At 71.2% G+C, this 18,380-nt stretch carries 21 protein-coding genes and 1 riboswitch; of the genes, 6 read left to right on the top strand and 15 right to left on the bottom strand.

Annotation, left to right across the window (positions count from 1 at the left end):
* Positions 1 to 230: 230 nt before the first annotated feature.
* The gene (locus tag CRYAR_RS05830; RefSeq protein WP_035848908.1) at positions 231 to 1,862 is read left to right on the top strand and encodes a substrate-binding and VWA domain-containing protein; all 1,632 of its coding nucleotides are present in this window, start codon (positions 231 to 233) and stop codon (positions 1,860 to 1,862) included.
* 50 nt (positions 1,863 to 1,912) lie between these two features.
* Here CRYAR_RS05830 and CRYAR_RS05825 read toward each other — a convergent pair whose 3' ends face one another.
* Positions 1,913 to 2,695 (bottom strand): ABC transporter permease, encoded by a 783-nt coding sequence (locus tag CRYAR_RS05825; protein ID WP_035848907.1) that lies wholly within the window; start codon positions 2,693 to 2,695, stop codon positions 1,913 to 1,915.
* Positions 2,692 to 3,588, bottom strand: a complete 897-nt coding sequence (locus tag CRYAR_RS05820) for an ABC transporter ATP-binding protein (RefSeq protein WP_035848906.1) — start codon at positions 3,586 to 3,588, stop codon at positions 2,692 to 2,694. The genes CRYAR_RS05825 and CRYAR_RS05820 overlap by 4 nt, the downstream gene beginning before the upstream one ends.
* 150 nt (positions 3,589 to 3,738) lie before the next feature.
* On the opposite strand from CRYAR_RS05820, the gene CRYAR_RS05815 reads away from it, so the two are divergent.
* On the top strand, positions 3,739 to 4,938 hold the full coding sequence (locus CRYAR_RS05815; RefSeq protein WP_035848905.1) for a sensor histidine kinase: 1,200 nt from the start codon (positions 3,739 to 3,741) through the stop codon (positions 4,936 to 4,938).
* Entirely contained in the window at positions 4,917 to 5,582 is a 666-nt protein-coding gene (locus tag CRYAR_RS05810; protein ID WP_035848903.1) for a response regulator, read from the top strand. The genes CRYAR_RS05815 and CRYAR_RS05810 overlap by 22 nt, the downstream gene beginning before the upstream one ends.
* 13 nt (positions 5,583 to 5,595) lie before the next feature.
* Here CRYAR_RS05810 and thiE read toward each other — a convergent pair whose 3' ends face one another.
* The 7 genes from thiE to CRYAR_RS05775 form a co-directional block, all read right to left on the bottom strand.
* Positions 5,596 to 6,279, bottom strand: coding sequence for a thiamine phosphate synthase (thiE, locus tag CRYAR_RS05805; RefSeq protein ID WP_051569801.1), 684 nt, complete (start codon positions 6,277 to 6,279; stop codon positions 5,596 to 5,598).
* Positions 6,276 to 6,989 carry a thiazole synthase gene (thiG, locus tag CRYAR_RS05800; RefSeq protein WP_084700122.1) on the bottom strand — a complete coding sequence of 238 codons (714 nt, stop codon included), beginning with the start codon at positions 6,987 to 6,989 and terminating at the stop codon, positions 6,276 to 6,278. The genes thiE and thiG overlap by 4 nt, the downstream gene beginning before the upstream one ends.
* A gap of 58 nt (positions 6,990 to 7,047) precedes the next feature.
* Positions 7,048 to 7,251 (bottom strand): sulfur carrier protein ThiS, encoded by a 204-nt coding sequence (gene thiS / locus CRYAR_RS05795; RefSeq protein WP_035848901.1) that lies wholly within the window; start codon positions 7,249 to 7,251, stop codon positions 7,048 to 7,050.
* Positions 7,252 to 7,280: 29 nt separating this feature from the next.
* The gene (thiO, locus tag CRYAR_RS05790; protein ID WP_051569800.1) at positions 7,281 to 8,360 is read right to left on the bottom strand and encodes a glycine oxidase ThiO; all 1,080 of its coding nucleotides are present in this window, start codon (positions 8,358 to 8,360) and stop codon (positions 7,281 to 7,283) included.
* Positions 8,357 to 9,196 (bottom strand): bifunctional hydroxymethylpyrimidine kinase/phosphomethylpyrimidine kinase, encoded by an 840-nt coding sequence (gene thiD, locus CRYAR_RS05785; RefSeq protein WP_035848900.1) that lies wholly within the window; start codon positions 9,194 to 9,196, stop codon positions 8,357 to 8,359. The genes thiO and thiD overlap by 4 nt, the downstream gene beginning before the upstream one ends.
* Positions 9,193 to 10,749: a phosphomethylpyrimidine synthase ThiC gene (thiC, locus tag CRYAR_RS05780; RefSeq protein ID WP_035848898.1), complete on the bottom strand. Its 1,557-nt coding sequence runs from the start codon at positions 10,747 to 10,749 to the stop codon at positions 9,193 to 9,195. Before thiC ends, thiD begins: the two co-directional genes overlap by 4 nt.
* Positions 10,740 to 10,864: riboswitch (TPP riboswitch) on the bottom strand. It overlaps the preceding gene by 10 nt.
* Before the next feature lie 99 nt (positions 10,865 to 10,963).
* Positions 10,964 to 12,112: an MFS transporter gene (locus CRYAR_RS05775; RefSeq protein WP_035848894.1), complete on the bottom strand. Its 1,149-nt coding sequence runs from the start codon at positions 12,110 to 12,112 to the stop codon at positions 10,964 to 10,966.
* Between the two features lie 56 nt (positions 12,113 to 12,168).
* Here CRYAR_RS05775 and CRYAR_RS05770 point away from each other — a divergent pair, with 56 nt between their 5' ends.
* The gene (locus CRYAR_RS05770; protein WP_035848893.1) at positions 12,169 to 12,885 is read left to right on the top strand and encodes a YqjF family protein; all 717 of its coding nucleotides are present in this window, start codon (positions 12,169 to 12,171) and stop codon (positions 12,883 to 12,885) included.
* A gap of 148 nt (positions 12,886 to 13,033) precedes the next feature.
* On the opposite strand, the gene CRYAR_RS05765 is transcribed toward CRYAR_RS05770, so the two are convergent.
* From CRYAR_RS05765 to clpS, 5 genes are all read right to left on the bottom strand, one after another.
* Positions 13,034 to 13,984: a PLP-dependent cysteine synthase family protein gene (locus tag CRYAR_RS05765; protein WP_035848892.1), complete on the bottom strand. Its 951-nt coding sequence runs from the start codon at positions 13,982 to 13,984 to the stop codon at positions 13,034 to 13,036.
* Positions 13,985 to 14,035: 51 nt separating this feature from the next.
* Positions 14,036 to 14,311: a MoaD/ThiS family protein gene (locus tag CRYAR_RS05760; protein ID WP_035848890.1), complete on the bottom strand. Its 276-nt coding sequence runs from the start codon at positions 14,309 to 14,311 to the stop codon at positions 14,036 to 14,038.
* A 107-nt stretch (positions 14,312 to 14,418) separates the two neighbouring features.
* Entirely contained in the window at positions 14,419 to 14,823 is a 405-nt protein-coding gene (locus CRYAR_RS05755) for a M67 family metallopeptidase (RefSeq protein ID WP_035860883.1), read from the bottom strand.
* 47 nt (positions 14,824 to 14,870) lie between these two features.
* The gene (locus CRYAR_RS42780; protein ID WP_051569799.1) at positions 14,871 to 15,530 is read right to left on the bottom strand and encodes a DUF2017 family protein; all 660 of its coding nucleotides are present in this window, start codon (positions 15,528 to 15,530) and stop codon (positions 14,871 to 14,873) included.
* A 1-nt stretch (position 15,531) separates the two neighbouring features.
* Positions 15,532 to 15,822 (bottom strand): ATP-dependent Clp protease adapter ClpS, encoded by a 291-nt coding sequence (gene clpS / locus CRYAR_RS05745; RefSeq protein ID WP_035860878.1) that lies wholly within the window; start codon positions 15,820 to 15,822, stop codon positions 15,532 to 15,534.
* Positions 15,823 to 15,905: 83 nt separating this feature from the next.
* Between clpS and CRYAR_RS05740 the strand changes: the two genes are divergently transcribed.
* Both CRYAR_RS05740 and CRYAR_RS05735 read left to right on the top strand, forming a co-directional pair.
* Positions 15,906 to 17,174: a nicotinate phosphoribosyltransferase gene (locus CRYAR_RS05740; RefSeq protein ID WP_035848889.1), complete on the top strand. Its 1,269-nt coding sequence runs from the start codon at positions 15,906 to 15,908 to the stop codon at positions 17,172 to 17,174.
* A 9-nt stretch (positions 17,175 to 17,183) separates the two neighbouring features.
* Positions 17,184 to 17,756, top strand: coding sequence for an isochorismatase family protein (locus CRYAR_RS05735; protein ID WP_035848888.1), 573 nt, complete (start codon positions 17,184 to 17,186; stop codon positions 17,754 to 17,756).
* Here the strand turns inward: CRYAR_RS05735 and CRYAR_RS05730 are convergent.
* Positions 17,725 to 18,270: a hypothetical protein gene (locus tag CRYAR_RS05730; RefSeq protein WP_035860876.1), complete on the bottom strand. Its 546-nt coding sequence runs from the start codon at positions 18,268 to 18,270 to the stop codon at positions 17,725 to 17,727. The genes CRYAR_RS05735 and CRYAR_RS05730 overlap by 32 nt on opposite strands.
* Positions 18,271 to 18,380: the final 110 nt, after the last annotated feature.

Here is an 18,380-nt window from a genome sequence, read left to right as displayed (position 1 = left end):
TGTTGACACTGAGAGTTGTCAACTGAAGACGCGGAGCAGTGATGGCTCGCGGTCGACACCGCAGTGAGCAAGTAAGCCGCCGTTCGGCGGCGGAGCGAATCACCACCACAGGCGTTCGGCGGAGTAAAGCCATCGCGCCGTGGGTGATCGTAGCGATCGTTCTGGCGACCGTGGTCAGCGGAACTACTTTCGGTTACTTATGGGTGACTGCCCGCTGTGGCGGAGCGCCCGTGGAGTTGGCGATCGCCGCCTCGCCCGACCAGGCGCCGGTCGTCGAGAAGCTGGCCGCCAAGTGGCAGGAGGACGCGCCGGAGATCGACGGCCGGTGCGCTGAGGTCAGCGTGCGTGCGGCCCAGTCGGCCGAGGTGGCGCAGTCGCTGACGCCGAACTGGAAGGCCGACTCCGACGTTCCACGGGTCGACGTCTGGATGCCGGACTCCTCGATCTGGATCAAGAGCGCGGCGGCCAGGCCCGACGTCAAGCCGATGGTGTCGAACACCCCGACGGTCGTCGCGAAGTCACCGGTGGTGATGGCGCTGCCGAAGCCGATGGCCGAGGCGCAGGGCTGGCCCGACAAGGTGATCTCGTGGGCCGAGCTGGCCAAGACCCGCGTCGCCGGCACCACCTGGGCGCGGTTCAAGCACCCGGAGTGGCAGCAGATCAAGATCGGCATCGGCGACCCACGCGCGTCGTTCCCGGCGCTCGGCACGCTGCTCTCGGTGGCCGACGCCGACGGCGACAACTCGGTCACCGAGGCCGAGCTCGGTAACGCGCTCGTGCTCGCCCGTGCGTCGACCGTCGAGGCGGCCACCAGCGACACGTTCCTCGCGCGGATGCGGCAGGTGACGAACGCGCAGGCCGGGCTGGTGAACGCCGGTCCGTTCCCGGCCACGGAGGCCCAGGTGGCCGCGTACGACAACGCGAAGCCGAAGGTGCCGCTGGTCGCGATCAACCCCGAAGAGGGCACGGTCTTCGCCGACTACCAGTACCAGGTGCTCAAGGCCGACTGGGTCGACTCGGTGCGGCAGAAGGTGGCCGCCGAGTTCCTCCAGTTCCTGCAGAGCGAGGACTCCAAGCGGGCGTACGGCGCGGCCGGTTTCCGCGACCCGCAGCTCTCCACGCAGTACGCGGTCGGGCTCGACACCGACCTCGGCATGGGAAGCCTGCCCTCGGCCGCGCGTGACATCCCCGACATCAAGTCGATCACGCAGACGGTCGGTTACTGGACCGCGCTGCAGCGCAAGGCGAACCTGCTCGCGGTCATCGACAGCTCGGGGTCGATGGCCGACCCCGCGCCGGACGGCAACGGCACGCGTATGCAGGTCGTGCAGCAGGCCTGTCTGCGAGCGGTCGCGCTGCTGAACCCGCAGTCGAACATCGGCGCCTGGCGGTTCTCCACCGAACTCAACGGTGACAAGGACTACCAGGACATGGTGCCGATCGGGCCGGCCGGCGGCCAGCTGCCGGACGGCACCCCGCGGAAGGACGCGCTGCAGGAGTTCATCTACAACCGGCTCGTTCCCGAGGGCGCGACCGGGCTGTACGACACGATGCTGGCGGCGTACAAGAACCTGCAGAACCACTGGCAGGCCGACAACCGGCTCAACCTGCTGGTCATGATGACCGACGGGAAGAACGAGGACCCGGACGGCATCACCCAGCAGCAGTTGATCCAGCAACTGCGGGCCACCGCGAACCCCGACAAGCCGATCCAGGTGCTGATCATCGGGTACGGGCCCGACGCGGACCTGAACGAGCTCACCACGATCACCAAGGCCGTGGGCGGTCAGGCCTTCCCCGCGCGTACCGGCGCCGACATCGAGAAGGTCTTCCTGGCGACGCTCATCGGCCGCCAGAGCTGACGCACGACGAAGCCCCCGGCGCTCGTACCGAGCGCCGGGGGCTTCGTCGTTCACTTGATCTCGGTGCGCAGGACGCGGATCAGGCCGGCCGCGAGCGGGAGCAGCACCCAGAGCGTGGTCGAGACGGCCAGGCGGGCCCAGTCCTCGCCGCCCATCGACGCCGTGAGCAGCGGTGCCGTGGTCGTACTCAGGTCGAGCCACCCGGCGGCGTCCTTGAGGAACGCGACCGTCCCACCGATCACCGACCACACCGTCGGGATGATGAAGTACAGAACGATCGCCAGGCCCGACGCCAGGAGCAGCGCCCCGAACGCGATCCCCAGCAGCATGTTGAGCAGCTGGAACAGGAACGCGTAGAGGATCGCGTCGAGGCCGAGATTCCAGTCACCGCCCCGGTCGAGCAGCTCGGCCGCCAGGTTGCCGGCCAGCGCCACGACGATCGTCACCGCCACCGACATGACCGTGATCGCGACCGCGGCCAGCAGCTTCGCGGTGATCACCCGGCTCCGGCGCGGCACCAGCGCGAACGTCGTCAGTACGGTCTTCTGGCCCCACTCGCTGGTGACCGAGAGGATCCCCAGCACCGGCAGCAGGAGGCTCACCCCGCCGGTGGCGAACGCGAGGAACTCCTCGGCGTCGCGCGTCTCCGCCGACCCGGCGAACACCCGCACGGTCACCAGCCCCACCACGACGAGCGCGATGCTGGCCAGCAGCCACCGCCCGGCCCTGGTGTCGGACATCTTGCGTAGTTCGACGAGCGTCAACCGGCCCAGCGACGGCGCCGCCGGCGCGTTGCGTTCGAACGTCGAAACCTGCTCGGCCATCGCCGTCATGCCGCCACTCCCTCGGGGTGTGCAGCGGTGAGCTGCAGGAACATCTCTTCCAGGCCGTTGCCGTCTGCGGCCCTGAGCTCGGTCAGGATCAGGCCGGACGCCGCCGCGACCCGGCCGACCGTCTCGGTGTCCGCGTCGACGGAGAAGCTGCCGTCTGCGGCCGGGGTCGCCGACAGGCCCGCGGACTGCAGCGCGGTGCCCAGCGCGGACGCGTTCGTCGCACGCACCCGCACCCCGGCGACGCTGAGCAGCTCGGCTTTGCTGCCCTGGGCCACGATCCGGCCCCGGCCGATCACGACCAGATGGTCGGCGATGACCTCGACCTCACGCAGGAGGTGCGAGGAGAGCAGCACCGTTCCGCCCCGGTCGGCGAACTCACGCAGCAGCCCACGCATCCAGAAGATGCCTTCCGGGTCGAGCCCGTTGGCCGGCTCGTCGAGGATCAGCACAGCCGGGTCGCCGAGCAGCGCGTGCGCCAGCCCCAGCCGCTGCCGCATGCCGAGCGAGTAGTTCCCGACCCGGCGCTTCGCCGCCTCCGGGGGCAGGCCGACGCGGTCGAGCAGCCCCTGCACCCGCTTCCGGTCGACGCCGAGGACCCGCGCGGAGACCGCGAGCGTCTCGAACCCCGTGCGTCCGGCGTGCTGGGCACTCGCGTCCAGCAGGACGCCGACCTCGCGGCCGGGGTTCGGCAGGTCACGGTAGGGCAGGCCGTTGACGGTCGAGGAACCCTGGGTGGGCGGCGTGAACCCGCAGATCATGCGCATCGTGGTCGACTTGCCCGCCCCGTTCGGGCCGAGGAAGCCGGTCACGCTGCCCGGCTCGCAGCGGAACGAGACGTCGTCGACTGCCCGGTGGGCGCCGTAGGTTTTCGTCAGTCGGTCAGCAACGATCATGGGTAAAGCGTCGCCAAGACCGGGGGTCGGACGCTTCGGGCGGAAGGCTACGGGCCGTCGCGGAAGTTGCGAACCGGATCTACTTAGGGTCGGGTCGCCCATCGACTTTGGTTGGTACCCGACCGGGTGCGATGGCCGTAACCTGGGCATATGGCCCCGCGGAACCTCGAAGCCGACGAGCGCGAGGAAACGCGGGCGGGCGAATCGTCGCGGCGCGACCTCGTGGTCGACGTGATCTGCGTGGTGGCCGCGTTCGCGCTCCCACTCGGGTTCTGGATCGCGCTGGCGCTCGGCCACGACGTGGCGCAGAAGCCGTTGCAGCGGATCGACCTGGTGCTGGCCACGCTGGCGGCCCCGCTGGTCTGGTGGCGGCGGCGGTGGCCGATGACGATGTCGATCGTCGTCTCGGTGATCGCCTCGGTCTCGACGCTGGCCGCCGTCCCGCAGGCCATCACGCTGATCACGGTGGCGATCCGCTGCCGGCCGCGGCTCGTGGTGGCCGCCACCGCGGTCTTCGTCGTCACCGGCTCGATCTTCAGCGTCGTGCAGCCGAACCCGACGCTGCCGTTGTGGGCCGCGGTGCTCGCCGTCGTCCTGATCGCCGGCATCCTGGTGGCCTGGGGCAGCTTCATCAAGGCCCGGCGGGCGCTCGTCGATTCGCTCCGGGACCGTGCCCGCCGCGCGGAGGACGAGCAGAGCCTGCGCATCGAGCAGGCCAGGCAGCTCGAACGCACCCGCATCGCGCGGGAGATGCACGACGTGCTCGCCCACCGGATCTCGCTGCTCAGCCTGCACGCGGGGGCGCTGGAGTTCCGGCCGGACGCGCCGCCGGACGAGATCGCGAAGGCCGCGGGGGTGATCCGCACCAGCGCGCACCAGGCCCTGCAGGAACTCCGGGACGTCATCGGCGTGCTGCGCGCCCCGAACGGCGGCGAGGCCGACCGCGACCGCCCCCAGCCGACGCTCGGCGACGTGCCCGCACTGGTCACCGAGGCCCGCCGGGCCGGGGCCACGATCGATCTGGACGTCCGGGTGGACGATCCGGCGGCGGTGCCGGCGGTGATCGGCCGGACCACGTACCGGATCGTGCAGGAAGGGCTCACGAACGCCCGGAAGCACGCGCGCGGGGCCGCGGTGCGTGTCACGGTGAGCGGCGACCAAGGCGACGGCCTCACCGTCGAGGTACGCAACTGGTTGCCGCTGCGTGCCGAGACGTCGCAGATTCCCGGCGCCGGCACCGGAATCATCGGACTCGGTGAGCGCGTCGGGCTGGCCGGTGGGCACCTGGAACACGGTCCATCGACCGCGGGTGACTTCCGGCTGAAAGCATGGTTGCCGTGGACGACGTGACGCGGGTGCTGATCGTGGACGACGATCCGTTGGTCCGGGCCGGGCTGACGATGATCCTGTCCGGTACCGACGACCTCCGGGTGGTGGGGGAAGCGTCGGACGGGGCCGAGGTGCCGGCCGCGGTCGGGGCCTACTCACCCGACGTGGTGCTGATGGACATCCGGATGCCGTCGGTGGACGGGCTGGCCGCGACCGAGGCGCTGCGTCGGCGCCCCGATCCGCCCGAGGTGATCGTGCTCACCACGTTCGACGCCGACGAGTACGTGCTGCGTGCGCTGCGTGCCGGGGCGGGCGGGTTCCTGCTCAAGGACACGCCGCCGGCGGAGATCGTCCGGGCCATCCGCACGGTCGCGGCCGGCGACCCGATGCTGTCGCCGGCCGTGACGCGTCAGCTCATCGCGCACGTCTCCGAGGCCGGGGTGGACGCCCGGAAGTCGCGCGCGGTCGCATTGCTGGCGCAGTTGAGCCCGCGTGAACTCGAGGTCGCCGAGGCGGTCGGGCGGGGCGCGTCGAACGCGGAGATCGCGACCTCACTGTTCATGAGCCTGGCGACGGTGAAGGCGCACGTGTCACGCATTCTGACCCGCCTGGAGCTCAACAACCGGGTGCAGCTGGCTCTGCTGGCCCACGACGCGTCGTCCTAGCGGGTTTCCGGGGCTACGACGGGTTTTCGGGCCCTCGGCCGCTCGCGTGGGCCCGGAGACTCGTCGTAGGCGCGGTTTCCCGGAGCCGCGCGGTCAGACGCTGGGCGGCGGCCTTCGGATCGGACGCCTCGGTGATCGCACGCACCACCACTATCCGGGTGGCGCCCGCTTCGAGCACCTCGTCGAGGCGGGGTTCGTCGATGCCGCCGATCGCGAACCAGGGTCGCTCGGTGGAATTGACGTGTCGCACCAGGTCGAGGCCCGCGGCGGGGCGACCCGCCTTGGTGGGGGTCTCCCAGCACGGACCGGTGCAGAAGTAGTCGACGCCGGGCTGGACCGCGGCGGCGTCGGCCTGGGCGGGATCGTGCGTCGAGCGTCCGATCAGGACGTCGGGCCCGACGATCCGCCGGGCCACCGGCACCGGCAGATCGCCCTGACCGAGGTGCAGCACGTCGGCGTCGGCCGCCAGCGCGACGTCGGCCCGGTCGTTCACCGCGAGCAGCGCACCGTGTTTGCGGCAGGCGGCTCCGAGCAGCTCCAGGCGTTCGAGCTCGTAGCGGGCCTCGATGCCCTTCTCACGCAGCTGGATGACGTCGACCCCGCCGGCGAGGGCGGCGTCGGCGAAGTCGGCGAGGTCGGGACGGTCCGGGGTGCACAGGTACAGCCGGGCGTCGGCGAGGCGCTGCCCGCGGTTCACTCGTACACCGGCGGGGTCGAGGCCTGGGCGTACCAGCGGCGGGGAACCCGGCCCGCGCGGTAGGCCAGCCGGCCGCTCTCGACCGCGAGCCGCATGGCCGTGGCCATCGCGACCGGGTCACGGGCGCCGGTCACCGCGGTGGCGAGCAGCACGCCGTCGCAGCCGAGCTCCATCGCCTGCACGGCGTCGCTCGCGGTGCCGATCCCCGCGTCGAGGATCACCGGTACCGTCGCCTCCTCGACGATGAGCGCGATGTTGTGCGGGTTCCGGATCCCGAGCGCCGACCCGATCGGCGACCCCAGCGGCATCACCGCGGCGCACCCCACCTCGGCCAGCCGCCGGGCGAGCACCGGGTCGTCGTTCGTGTACGGCAGCACCGTGAACCCGGCCGCGACCAGCTGCTCGGCCGCGACGAGCAACTCCACCGGATCGGGCAGGAGCGTCCGGTCGTCGGCGACCACCTCGAGCTTGATCCAGTCGGTCTCCAGCGCCTCGCGCGCCAGCTCCGCGGTGAGCACGGCCTCGGAGGCGGTGCGGCACCCGGCGGTGTTCGGCAGCGGCTCGATGCCGTACTCCTTGAGCAGCGGTAACACCCCCATCCCGGAGATCGCGTCGACGCGGCGCATCGCGACCGTCGTGAGTACCGTCCCGGAGGCGCGTAACGCCTCGCCGAGCACCGCGAGGTTGACCGAGCCCCCTCCGGTGCCCATCACCAGCCGGGACGCCAGCGGCCTCCCGGCGATGACGAGCGCGTCCGTAGCCGCTGCTTTAACCACCCTGCACCGCCATGAGGACCTCCACCTCGTCGCCGTCGGTCAGCTGCGCACCGGCCCAGCCGCCCCGCGGTACCACTGCGCCGTTCACCGCTACCGCGACGCCCCGAGGGCTTGGCGTGAGCTGCCGGACGAGCACCGCGACGGTCGTGGGATCGGACACTTCGACCTCGCGGCCGTTCACCCGTAACGTCGTCATCTTCCGTACCCCTTGTCGTGGCGAACGGATCATCGAGTTCTCGACGCGCTGAACCGGGTCGGCGCGAACGGGTTCGCGGGAGCGGCTCCGGCCACCAGCCTGGCGACGAGCGTCGCCGTGAGCGGTGCCAGCAGGATGCCGTTGCGACCGTGCCCGGTCGCCACGATCGTGTCGCCGGTGACGTGCCCGATGACCGGTGCGCCGTCCGGGCTCATCGGCCGGAGCCCCGCCGACGTCTCGGCCAGCGCGTACTCGTCGATCGCCGGCAGCACCCTGCGGGCGTCGGTGAGCAGCCGGTGGACGCCACCGGCGGTGACCGTCCGGTCGAAGCCGACCTCGTCCTGGGTGGCACCGACGACGAGCTCGCCGGTCGCGCGCGGCACCAGGTACACGCCCCGGCCGTCGACGAGTGCGCGGACCGTGCGGGTCAGCACCGGAGTGGATCTCCGCGCGGTCAGCCGGAGGTTCTCGCCCCGCACCGGCCGGACCAGCCCGTCGAGCTCCGGCACGAGCTCCGGCGTCCACGGCCCGGCCGCCACCACCGTGACGTCCGGGTGACCCCCGGCCGGGAACTCGGCCGGGAACCCGGCGGGGACGTGGGTGACGCCCGCGGCGTCGGTGGCGGTGCGCAGGGCACGCAGGAGCGCGCGGTTGTCGACGCTGTGGTCGCCCGGCACGTCCAGTCCACCGCGGACGCCCGGAGCCAGCGCGGGTTCGAGGCGCCGGGCGGCCGAGCCGGTGAGTCGCTCGACGTCGATGCCGAGCCCGGACAGGCGGTCCGCCAGATCGTCGAGCGCGACGACGTCGTCGGCGGTGTACCCGACCACCAGGGTTCCGGTGGTGCGGTAGCCGGGGTCGACGCCGGTGGCGGCGAGCGCCTCCGCGAACTCCGGCCACGCGGCGACCGCGGCGCGACCGGCGGCGAGGAGCACTGGCTCGGTGGGGTGCGCCTCGGTGATCGGCGCCAGCATGCCCGCTCCGATCAGGCTCGCGCCCCGGCTCTGATCGGGTTCGAACACCGTGACGCGAGCGCCGTCGCGGGCCAGGGCCCACGCGCACGAGAGCCCGATCACTCCCCCGCCGACCACCGCCACCCGGGTTCCACTCACGACGACCCCACGGCGCTCGGAGTCGCCAGCGGGCCCGGGGTGCCGACGGGATCCGACGCCGGCGGGTGGCCGACGGGGCCGTGGCCGGCGCCGACCGAGTAGCTGGTCGCGACCGCCCTGGTCACGTACCGCTTGGCCGCGGTGACCGCGTCCGCCGGCGTGTCGCCGCCGGCCAGCCGCGCGGTGATCGCGGCCGCGAGCGTGTCCCCGCTGCCGTGCGTGTTGCCGGTCTCGATGCGCGCGGCGTCGAGCCAGAGCTCCATCGTTCCGTCGGTGAGCAGATCCTGGCTGCGCGGGCCGTCCCCGTGGCCGCCCTTCACGAGCGCGTACGCGGGCCCGAGGTCGAGCAGCGCACGCGCGGCCGAACGCTGGTCGCGCGTCCCGACCAGCAACGCGGTCTCGTCCAGGTTGGGCGTCACGACCGTCGCCAGCGCGAACAGCTCGCGCAGCGCGGTCAGCGCGTCGGCACGCAACAGCGGATCACCGTGCATCGACGCGCACACCGGGTCGAGCACCAGCGGGATCGACCCGCCGCGCCCGATCCCGTGCCGCCGGAACGCCGCCCCGATCGCCTCGATGATCGGTGCCGACGCGAGCATGCCGGTCTTCACCGCGCCCGGCCGCATGTCCTCGACGACCACCCGGATCTGGTCGGCGACGAACGTCGGCGGGATCTCGTGGACGCCGGTAACGCCGACCGTGTTCTGCACGGTCACCGCCGTCACCGCGGTGGTGCCGTGCACCCCGAACGCCGCGAACGTATGCAGGTCGGCCTGCAGCCCCGCACCACCGCCGGAGTCCGACCCGGCCACGGTGAGCGCCACCACCGGGTTCACGGCTGGGCCACCGGCAGATAGATCCGGTTACCCGCCGCCCGGAACTCCGCCGACTTCTCGGCCATGCCCGGAGCGGCGCGCAGATCGTGGCTGATGCGCATGCTGCAGAACTTCGGCCCGCACATCGAGCAGAAATGCGCGGTCTTCGCCGGGGCGGCCGGCAGCGTCTCGTCGTGGAACGACTGGGCGGTCTCCGGGTCGAGGGCCAGCGCGAACTGGTCGGCCCACCGGAACTCGAACCGCGCGTCGGAGAGCTGATCGTCGTGCGCCTGCGCCCCCGGGTGTCCCTTCGCGACGTCCGCCGCGTGCGCGGCGATCTTGTACGCGATCACCCCGGCTTTGACGTCGTCGCGGTCGGGCAGCCCCAGGTGTTCCTTCGGGGTGACGTAACAGAGCATCGCGGTGCCGTGCCACGCGATCATCGCGGCCCCGATCGCCGACGTGATGTGGTCGTAGCCCGGCGCCACGTCGGTGGCCAGCGGTCCGAGCGTGTAGAACGGCGCGTCGTCGCACCATTCCTGCTGCAACCGCACGTTCTCAGCGATCTTGTCCATCGGGACGTGTCCCGGCCCCTCGATCATGGTCTGCACACCATGGTCTTTCGCGACCTTCGTGAGCTCGCCGAGCGTGCGGAGCTCGGCCAGCTGGGCGTCGTCGTTGGCGTCGTGCACCGAACCCGGCCGCAGCCCGTCACCCAGCGAGAACGTCACGTCGTACGTCCGCAGGACCTCGCACAGCTCGGCGAAGTTCGTGTACAGGAAGTTCTCCTGGTGATGCGCCAGGCACCACGCCGCGAGGATCGACCCGCCGCGCGACACGATCCCCGTCTTCCGGCCGACGGTGAGCGGGATGTACGCCATCCGCACCCCGGCGTGCACGGTCATGTAGTCGACGCCCTGCTCGCACTGCTCGACCACCACGTCCCGGTAGATCTCCCAGGTCAACGCGGTCGGGTCGCCGTTCACCCGCTCCAGGGCCTGGTAGATCGGCACGGTTCCGATCGGCACCGGGGAGTTGCGCAGGATCCACTCGCGAGTCTCGTGGATGCGCGGGCCGGTGGAGAGATCCATGACGGTGTCGGCGCCCCACCGGGTCGCCCACACCATCTTCTCGACCTCCTCGGCCGGCGACGACGTCACCGCCGACGTGCCGATGTTCGCGTTGACCTTCACCAGGAACCGTTTACCGATGATCATCGGCTCGGCCTCGGGGTGGTTCACGTTCGCGGGAATCACCGCGCGCCCGGCCGCGATCTCGTCACGCACCAGCTCGGCGGGGAGGTTCTCGCGGGCGGCGACGTACGCCATCTCGGTGGTGACCTCGCCCGCCCGCGCGGCCAGCAGCTGCGTGGGATGGGTGCGGGTCCGGTCGCGTTTCGGCAGGCCGTTCCCCAGGTCGGGACGGAAGTCGGTCTCGGTGTAGGGGCCGGAGGTGTCGTAGCGTTCGACGACCTGGCCGTTCGTGAGTTCGATCTCGCGAACCGGGACACGCAGCGCGCCCCGGTACGCCTTGCGGCTACCCGGAAGGGGACCGGTGGACACAACATTGCTCATGAAGAGCTCCCTACGCCGGCATTACCCGGTCAGGTTCGAGCGGTCGGCGGCACCGTCCTTCTCGGACAGCCGCCCTCTCAGCCCGCTTCCGGCGCGAGCTCCCGCGTACAGTGACGCGGCCACCATAACGCCGCGTCCCCGCGAACTGGAACAGGCACGAGCCGTTGCATTCTGCCCACTCCGGAGCTATCACGCGCCCGCGTACGAAGCGGGCCTAGCCGCGCAGTTGGAGGGTGGGGACCGTGGCTACGGCCAGGGCGGCGGCGATCGCGGCCGAGGCGAACGCGACCGGGTAGCCGGCGTGGGTGACCACCGCGCCCAGGACCGGGGCGGTCAGCGCGGCCACGCCGTTCTGGCCGGTGTTGTGGATACCGAGCGCGCGGCCCGCCCACCCCGGCCCGGCGTATTCGGCCACCGCCGTGAACGACAGACCGTTCGTCGACACCGACACGACCGCCGCCACCACCAGCGCCACGACGGCGACACCCGGAGCCCCGACGGCTCCGGCGAGGGCGAGCAGCGCCAACACCCCTGCGGTCACCCCGGCCAGGATGCGCATCGGACCGGTGCGTGAACCGGCCCGATCCGACCACCACCCCGCCCCCAGCCGCGCCGCGGCTCCCCCGAATGCGGCCACGGCGAGCAACCGGCCCGCCGTCGCCGCGTCCCACCGGGCCGAGTCGACCAGGAACACCAGCCCGAACGTCGCGACCGCGAACTGCGGAAACACCAGCAGCGCCCCGGCGCCGTGCAGCCGCAACAGCACCGGCGTGCGGTACGGGCTCCCGCTCGGCCCCGCGGCCACCCCCGCCGAGCGCGCCGGGTCACGCACCACGACCGCGACCAGGGCCGCGGCGCCGAGACACCCGGCCGCCAGGAACGTGAACGCCCCGGCCCGGCTGAGCACCGGGATCGCGACGGCCGCCACCGCGACGCCCAGCGGCTGGGCCATCTGCCGGATCCCCATCGCGAGCCCTCGCTCGGCCGGGGAGAACCAGCCGAGGATCAACCGTCCGCTCGCCGCGTTCACCGAGCCCGCCGCGGCCCCGGCCACGACCAGGCAGGCGCCCAGCGCGACCGGCCCCGAGACGGCCGGCGCCCCCAGCAGCACCAGCCCCGCACCGCCGAGCCCGAGCGCGATGACACCGCGCTCGCCGTACCGGTCGGCCAGCGCGCCCCAGCCCACGAGCGTCGCCAGCAGGCCGAACGTCGGGCACGCCACCAGCACGGCGGCGTGCGTCAGCGACAGGCCGTCGGCGCGGAGGCGCGGGAGGAGGTACGGCAACCCGTAGAGGAACGCGCACCCGGCCGTCATCCCGGCCACGCCCGCCGCCAACACCACCCAACGCCGACTCGATTCCATATTTCGAGACTAACGTCTCGAATATTGAGACGAGGAGCAGGTGGCACACTGGGGACATGGACGTCGAAGCCGTGACGCTCACGACCCCCCGGGTGATTCGGCGAGCGATCATGACGCAGTGGTGGCGTGATCTGGCGTTCCTGCACTGGCCGGTCGACCCCGAGGTCGTGGCACCGCTGCTGCCGCCGGGCACCCGGCCCGACACGCTCGGCGGCGTGACCTACGTGGGGCTGATCGGGTTCACGATGGACCGCGTCGGGCTCGGCGTCGGGGTACCGTACTTCGGGCATTTCGCCGAGACCAACGTGCGGCTCTACTCGGTCGACGCCGCCGGCCGCCGCGGCGTGGTGTTCCGCTCGCTCGACGCCGCTCGGCTACTGCCCGTGGTCGTCGGACGCGCGCTCTTCGGGCTGAACTACGTCTGGTCGGCGATGAGCGTCCGCCGGCGGCCGGACGGCGCGTACACGTACCGCAGCGTCCGACGCTGGCCGGGCGCCGGCCCCGACGCGGCGTTCACCGTGCTCCCGGGCGATCCCGCGCCACCCGACCCGCTCAACGACTTCCTCACCGCGCGCTGGGGCCTGCACACCGTCCTGCGCGGGAGAACGATCTACCTACCGAACGAACACCCAGCCTGGCCGCTACGGAGCGCAACCTTGGTCGACCTGGACGAAACCCTCCTCCGCTCCGCCGGCCTCCCCACCCTCGAAGGCCCACCCCCCAGCGTCCTCTTCAGCCCAGGCGTCCCCGTCCGATTCGGCAAACCCGCGTAGTTGAGCATGTCGAGCGCCGCCAGGCGCGAGGGCCTGAACCTGGAGCCCGCCCAGGGCGGCGCTGCCGATCCAGCGCGAGGTCGCCTCGTATAACTGATACTCAAGACCTCGCGCTGGCTCGGCAGCGTCGTCCTGGGCGGGCCGCCCACTAAGCCCAGAGTTGGCCTTCTAGGGCGGCTTCGGCCTCGGCCAGGGTGCCGGCGTACGCACCGGTGGAGAGGTACTTCCAGCCCGCGTCGCAGACCACGAAGACGATGTCGGCGCGCTGTTCGGCCTTCACGGCCTTGTGCGCGGTGGCCAGCGCCGCGTGCAGGATCGCCCCGGTGGAGAGACCGGCGAAGATGCCTTCCACCTCGATGAGCTGCCGGGTGCGCAGCAGCGCGTCCCGTGGCCCCACCGAGAAGCGGGTGGTGAGCACGCTGGCGTCGTACAGCTCCGGCACGAAGCCCTCGTCGATGTTGCGCAGCCCGTAGACGAGCTCGCCGTACCGCGGCTCGGCCGCGATGATCTGCACGTCGGGCACCTTCTCGCGCAGGAAACGCCCGGTTCCCATCAGCGTCCCGGTGGTGCCGAGACCGGCGACGAAGTGCGTGATCGTCGGGCAGTCGCGGAGGATCTCGGGCCCGGTCGTCTCGTAGTGGGCGCGCGCGTTGGCCGGGTTGCCGTACTGGTAGAGCATCTTCCAGTCGGGGTGTTCCTCGGCCAGCTGCTTGGCCATCGCGACGGCCTGGTTGGAACCGCCGGCCGCCGGTGAGGAGATGATCTCGGCCCCGTACATGCCGAGCAGCTGACGACGCTCGATCGACGTGTTCTCCGGCATCACGCAGATCAGCCGGTAGCCCTTGAGCTTCGCGGCCATCGCCAGCGAGATGCCGGTGTTGCCGCTCGTCGGTTCGAGGATCGTGTCGCCGGGGCGCAGGCGCCCTTCCTGCTCGGCCTCGGCGATCATGTAGATCGCCGGGCGGTCCTTCACCGAACCGGTCGGGTTCCGGTCTTCGAGCTTCGCCCACAGGCGGACGTCCTCGCTGGGGGAGAGCCGCGGCAGTCCGACCAGCGGGGTGTCACCGAGCGCGTCGAGCAGAGAGTCGTACCGGGTCATGCCAGCCCCCTTCGGACGGCGCGGGGGCCGCCGGGCCCCCGCGGACGAGACTCAGCCGCCGGCCACCGCAGGGAGAACGGTTACCTCGTCGCCGTCCTTCAAACCGGTCTCCAGCGCTCCGGTGAATCGCACGTCCTCGTCGTTGACGTAGACGTTGACGAAGCGGTGGAGCGAGCCCTCGTCGGTGACCAGGCGGCCGCGCAGGCCCGGGTACTTGCCGTCCAGGTCGCCGATCAGCGCCTCGAGCGTGGCGCCCTCACCCTGAACGGTCTTCTCGCCACCGGTGTAGGTGCGCAAAATGGTCGGAATGCGTACTTCAATGGCCATGGAACACTCCTGGAAATAGCTGAAACGGGAAGCCGGACGTCAGCGAAGACGACAGTCGTAGACAACCTCGACCGGCGTGTGCGCGAACAAGTACGACTGCGTCGGAGTCATGCGATTTCCACCGGCTCCTCCGTCACCACACCGTCGACGATGCGGAACGAACGGAACTCGACCCGGTCTTCTTCGCGAGTCGACACCAGCACGTAGTGCGCGCCGGGCTCGTTCGCGTACGAGATGTCGGTACGCGACGGGTACGCCTCGGTCGCGGTGTGCGAGTGGTAGATGACGACGGGTTCTTCGTCCCGATCGTCCATGTCCCGGTAGAGCTTCAGCAGATCAGTGGAGTCGAACTCGTAGAACGTGGGCGACCGCGCCGCGTTGAGCATCGGGATGAACCGAACCGGCCGATCGCTGCCGGCGGGGCCGGCCACCACGCCGCACGCCTCGTCGGGGTGGTCACGGCGGGCGTGCGCCACGATGGCGTCCTGGATGGCCCGGTCGAGTTTCAACACGCCCACCAGCGTACCCAGCGCATCCGACGGAGAAGTGGTGAGCTGCGCTACTCCGGATCGAGCGCGTCGACCAGACTGGCCTGCAATCCGGTCAGGAACTGATAAAGCGACAGCCCCAGCACCCGCGCCCCGGTCGGATCCGAGCCCGCGGCGGCGTCCAGCTCGGCCAGCGGATCGGTGTCGCCCTCGATCTCCAGCGCGGTGCCGAGCATCAACCGGGCGTCGTTCAGCGCCAGCAGCCACGCTTCCGCCCGCTCGGCGTCCAGGCGGACCTCGCCGCCCTCGAACGGCAGGTCGTCGAGGATGACGCCGGCGTTGCCGATCTTCTCCTCACGCAACGAGGACTCGGTGAGGCTGCGCAGCTCGGCGGCCGACTCCGGGTCGTCCCGGTACCCGTCCGGGAAGAGCCGGGCCAGCACCGGATCGAGGCTCGGCCCGGCGACCCCGTCTTCCACCAGCTCGATCTCGAGATCCTCGGGGTCCGGTTCGACCTTGTCGAAGTCGTCGAAGACGTCGAAGGGTTCCCGGGGCGCCTCGGAGGCCCGGCCGAGCGAGCCCGGTCCCAGGTCGAGGCTCATGACGCCACGCCGGTCTCCGGCCTGGATGAGCCCGGCGACCTGCGCGACGACCAACCCGACCGCCTGCGCCTCCTCGGCACTCAGGCGAAGCGTCAGAGCGCTGTCCGAACGTGTGAAGCCATAGGTCATGTCAATCCTGCTGCAGCGTGGCCCAGAGCCCGTGCGAATGCAGCCGGGCGACATCGAGCTCCATCTTTTCGCGGGAGCCGGAGGACACGACTGCGCGGCCTTTCTGGTGGACGTCGAGCATGAGCTGGGTGGCTTTGGGCTTGTCGTAGCCGAAAAGCTTCTGGAAGACGTACGTCACGTACGACATCAGGTTGACCGGATCGTCCCAGACGACAGTGACCCACGGCTTCTGCTGCGCGGGCCTTTCTGCGGTGCTCGGCGTCTCCGCCGGAGCGACCAGAGGAGCGGTCATGAACCCCATCGTGCCATCGCTTGAAGTTCTCGCAACAACCCCGGCCAACAAGTATTCGATGAGCTGCTCGTACGCTGGTGTGCATGGGGACAGCACTGCTGACCGACCACTACGAGCTCACGATGCTGGCCTCCGCGCTGCGCGACGGATCGGCCCACCGTGAATGCGTGTTCGAGGTGTTCGCACGCCGGTTGCCGAAGGAGCGTCGCTTCGGCGTCGTCGGTGGCACCGGCCGCGTGCTGGACGCCCTGGTCGACTTCCGGTTCGACGCCGACGACCTCGATTTCCTGCGCAGCGCGGGCGCGGTCGACGACGAGACCGCCGCCTGGCTCGCGGACTACCGCTTCAGCGGCGACATCGACGGGTATCCCGAGGGGGAGCTCTACTTCCCCGGCTCGCCGGTCCTCACCGTCCGCGGCACGTTCGCCGAGGCCGTGCTGCTGGAGACGCTCGCGCTCTCGATCCTCAACCACGACTCGGCGATCGCCACCGCGGCCGCCCGGATGGTGATCGCGGCCAGCGACCGGCCGCTCATCGAGATGGGGTCGCGCCGCACCCACGAGGAAGCGGCCGTGGCGTCCGCGCGCGCCGCCTACCTGGCCGGATTCACCGCCACGTCGAACCTCGAGGCCGGCCGCCGCTACGGCATCCCCACCACCGGCACCAGCGCGCACGCGTTCACGCTGCTGCACGACACCGAGAAGGCCGCGTTCGACGGCCAACTCGCCGCGCTCGGCGTCGGCACGACGATGCTCGTCGACACCTACGACATCACCGCGGGTATCCGCACGGCGATCGAGGTCGCCGGCCCGGAGCTGGGCGCGGTACGCATCGACTCCGGTGACCTCGGCGTCCTCGCCGTCCAGGCCCGCCAGCAGCTGGACTCGCTCGGCGCGACCGGCACGCGGATCGTCGTCTCCGGCGATCTCGACGAGTACTCGATCGCGGCGCTCGCGGTCGCTCCGGTCGACGCGTACGGTGCCGGCACGTCGGTCGTCACCGGCTCGGGCGCGCCGACCGCGGGCATGGTCTACAAGCTGGTCGAGGTCGACGGCCGGCCGGTGGCCAAGCGCAGCGAGAACAAAGCGTCGCGCGGCGGGCGCAAGACCTCGGTGCGGCGGTACCGGTCCACCGGCACCGCGGTCGAGGAAGTGATCTCGCTGTCCTCGCCGGAGCTGGGTGAGCACGACCGCCCGCTCCAGGTTCCGCTGGTGCGCTCCGGTGTCCGCACCGCGGAGGCCCCGAACCTGCTCGCCTCCCGGGACCACCTGGAGAAAGCGCTCGTGACGCTCCCGTGGGAGGGCCTGAGCCTGTCCGCGGGCGACCCTGCCCTCCCGGTCATTTTCAGTTAGGGGTATCCGATGGCCCGTGCGTTGATCGTCGTCGACGTCCAGAACGACTTCTGCGAGGGCGGTTCGCTCGCCGTCACCGGTGGCGCCGGGGTCGCGACCGCCATCTCGGCCGCGCTGACCGCCGACGCCCGGCAGTGGGACCGGGTCGTCGCCACCCGCGACCACCACATCGACCCCGGCCACCACTTCTCCGATCAGCCCGACTTCGTCGACACCTGGCCGGCCCACACGGTCGTGGGCACCGGCGGTGTCGAGCTGCACCCCAACTTCGAGACCACGCGCGTCGAGGCGATCTTCGACAAGGGCGAGTACGCGGCGGCGTACTCCGGCTTCGAGGGGCTCTCCGAGGGCAAGACCCTCACCGACTGGCTCCGGGAGCACGACGTGACCGAAGTGGACGTCGTCGGCATCGCGACCGACCACTGCGTACGGGCCACCGCGCTGGACGCCGCCCGCAACGGCTTCGCCACGACCGTCCTGCTCGACCTGACGGCCGGTGTCGCCGCCCCCACCACGCAGCGCGCGCTCACCGAGCTCGAGCAGGCCGGCGTCACGCTCGTGGGTGAGCCGGTCGTGTCTTAGGGAACACCGTGTAGGTCAGCGCGACGATGCCCCAGATGACCACGATCCTCGGGAGCACGGACAACGTCCCGCCGAGCGCCTCGGTGCGCTCGGCGTCGTCGACCAGGCGGATCGCGCCGAACAGCAGCGCACCGGAGATCCCGCACGCGATCACCGCGCGCAACCACAGCTTCCACTCGTGGACCGCGCGCGGAGTGCCGTACTTCGGCGGTCCGGTCGGCGCCGGGCCGCCGGCGAAGCGGTGGGCGAAGCGTTCGTCGGCCCAGCGCACCATCATCGGGCCGAAGGCCACCGAGAACCCGATGTACAGCGCGGCCAGCCCGTGGCTCCAGTCCGCCGTCGCTCCCCCGCGCAGGTCGATCACCGCGGCGACCAGCGCGACCAGGTCGACGAACGCGGTGGCCACCAGGAGCGCCGCACCCAGCCGCTTCTGCCGCAGCAGGTATCTGGCGGCCAGGCCCGCGCCGAGCAGGACCCAGAACCCGATTTCGCACCCGATGATGACGACGACCATGCTCACCAGCATTCCGGCGCCGAGGCGCCGCGGCGTCGGCCCGGACGACGAACTGCCCGTACGCCGTCCGATGCACGTTCCCGGGTCCGGTCACTACATCCTTCGGCGGA

The organism is Cryptosporangium arvum DSM 44712 (genome assembly GCF_000585375.1).
GTDB lineage: Bacteria > Actinomycetota > Actinomycetes > Mycobacteriales > Cryptosporangiaceae > Cryptosporangium > Cryptosporangium arvum.
The sequence above is the reverse complement of the archived record's forward strand: the minus strand, read 5'-3'. Positions and strand labels throughout refer to the sequence as shown.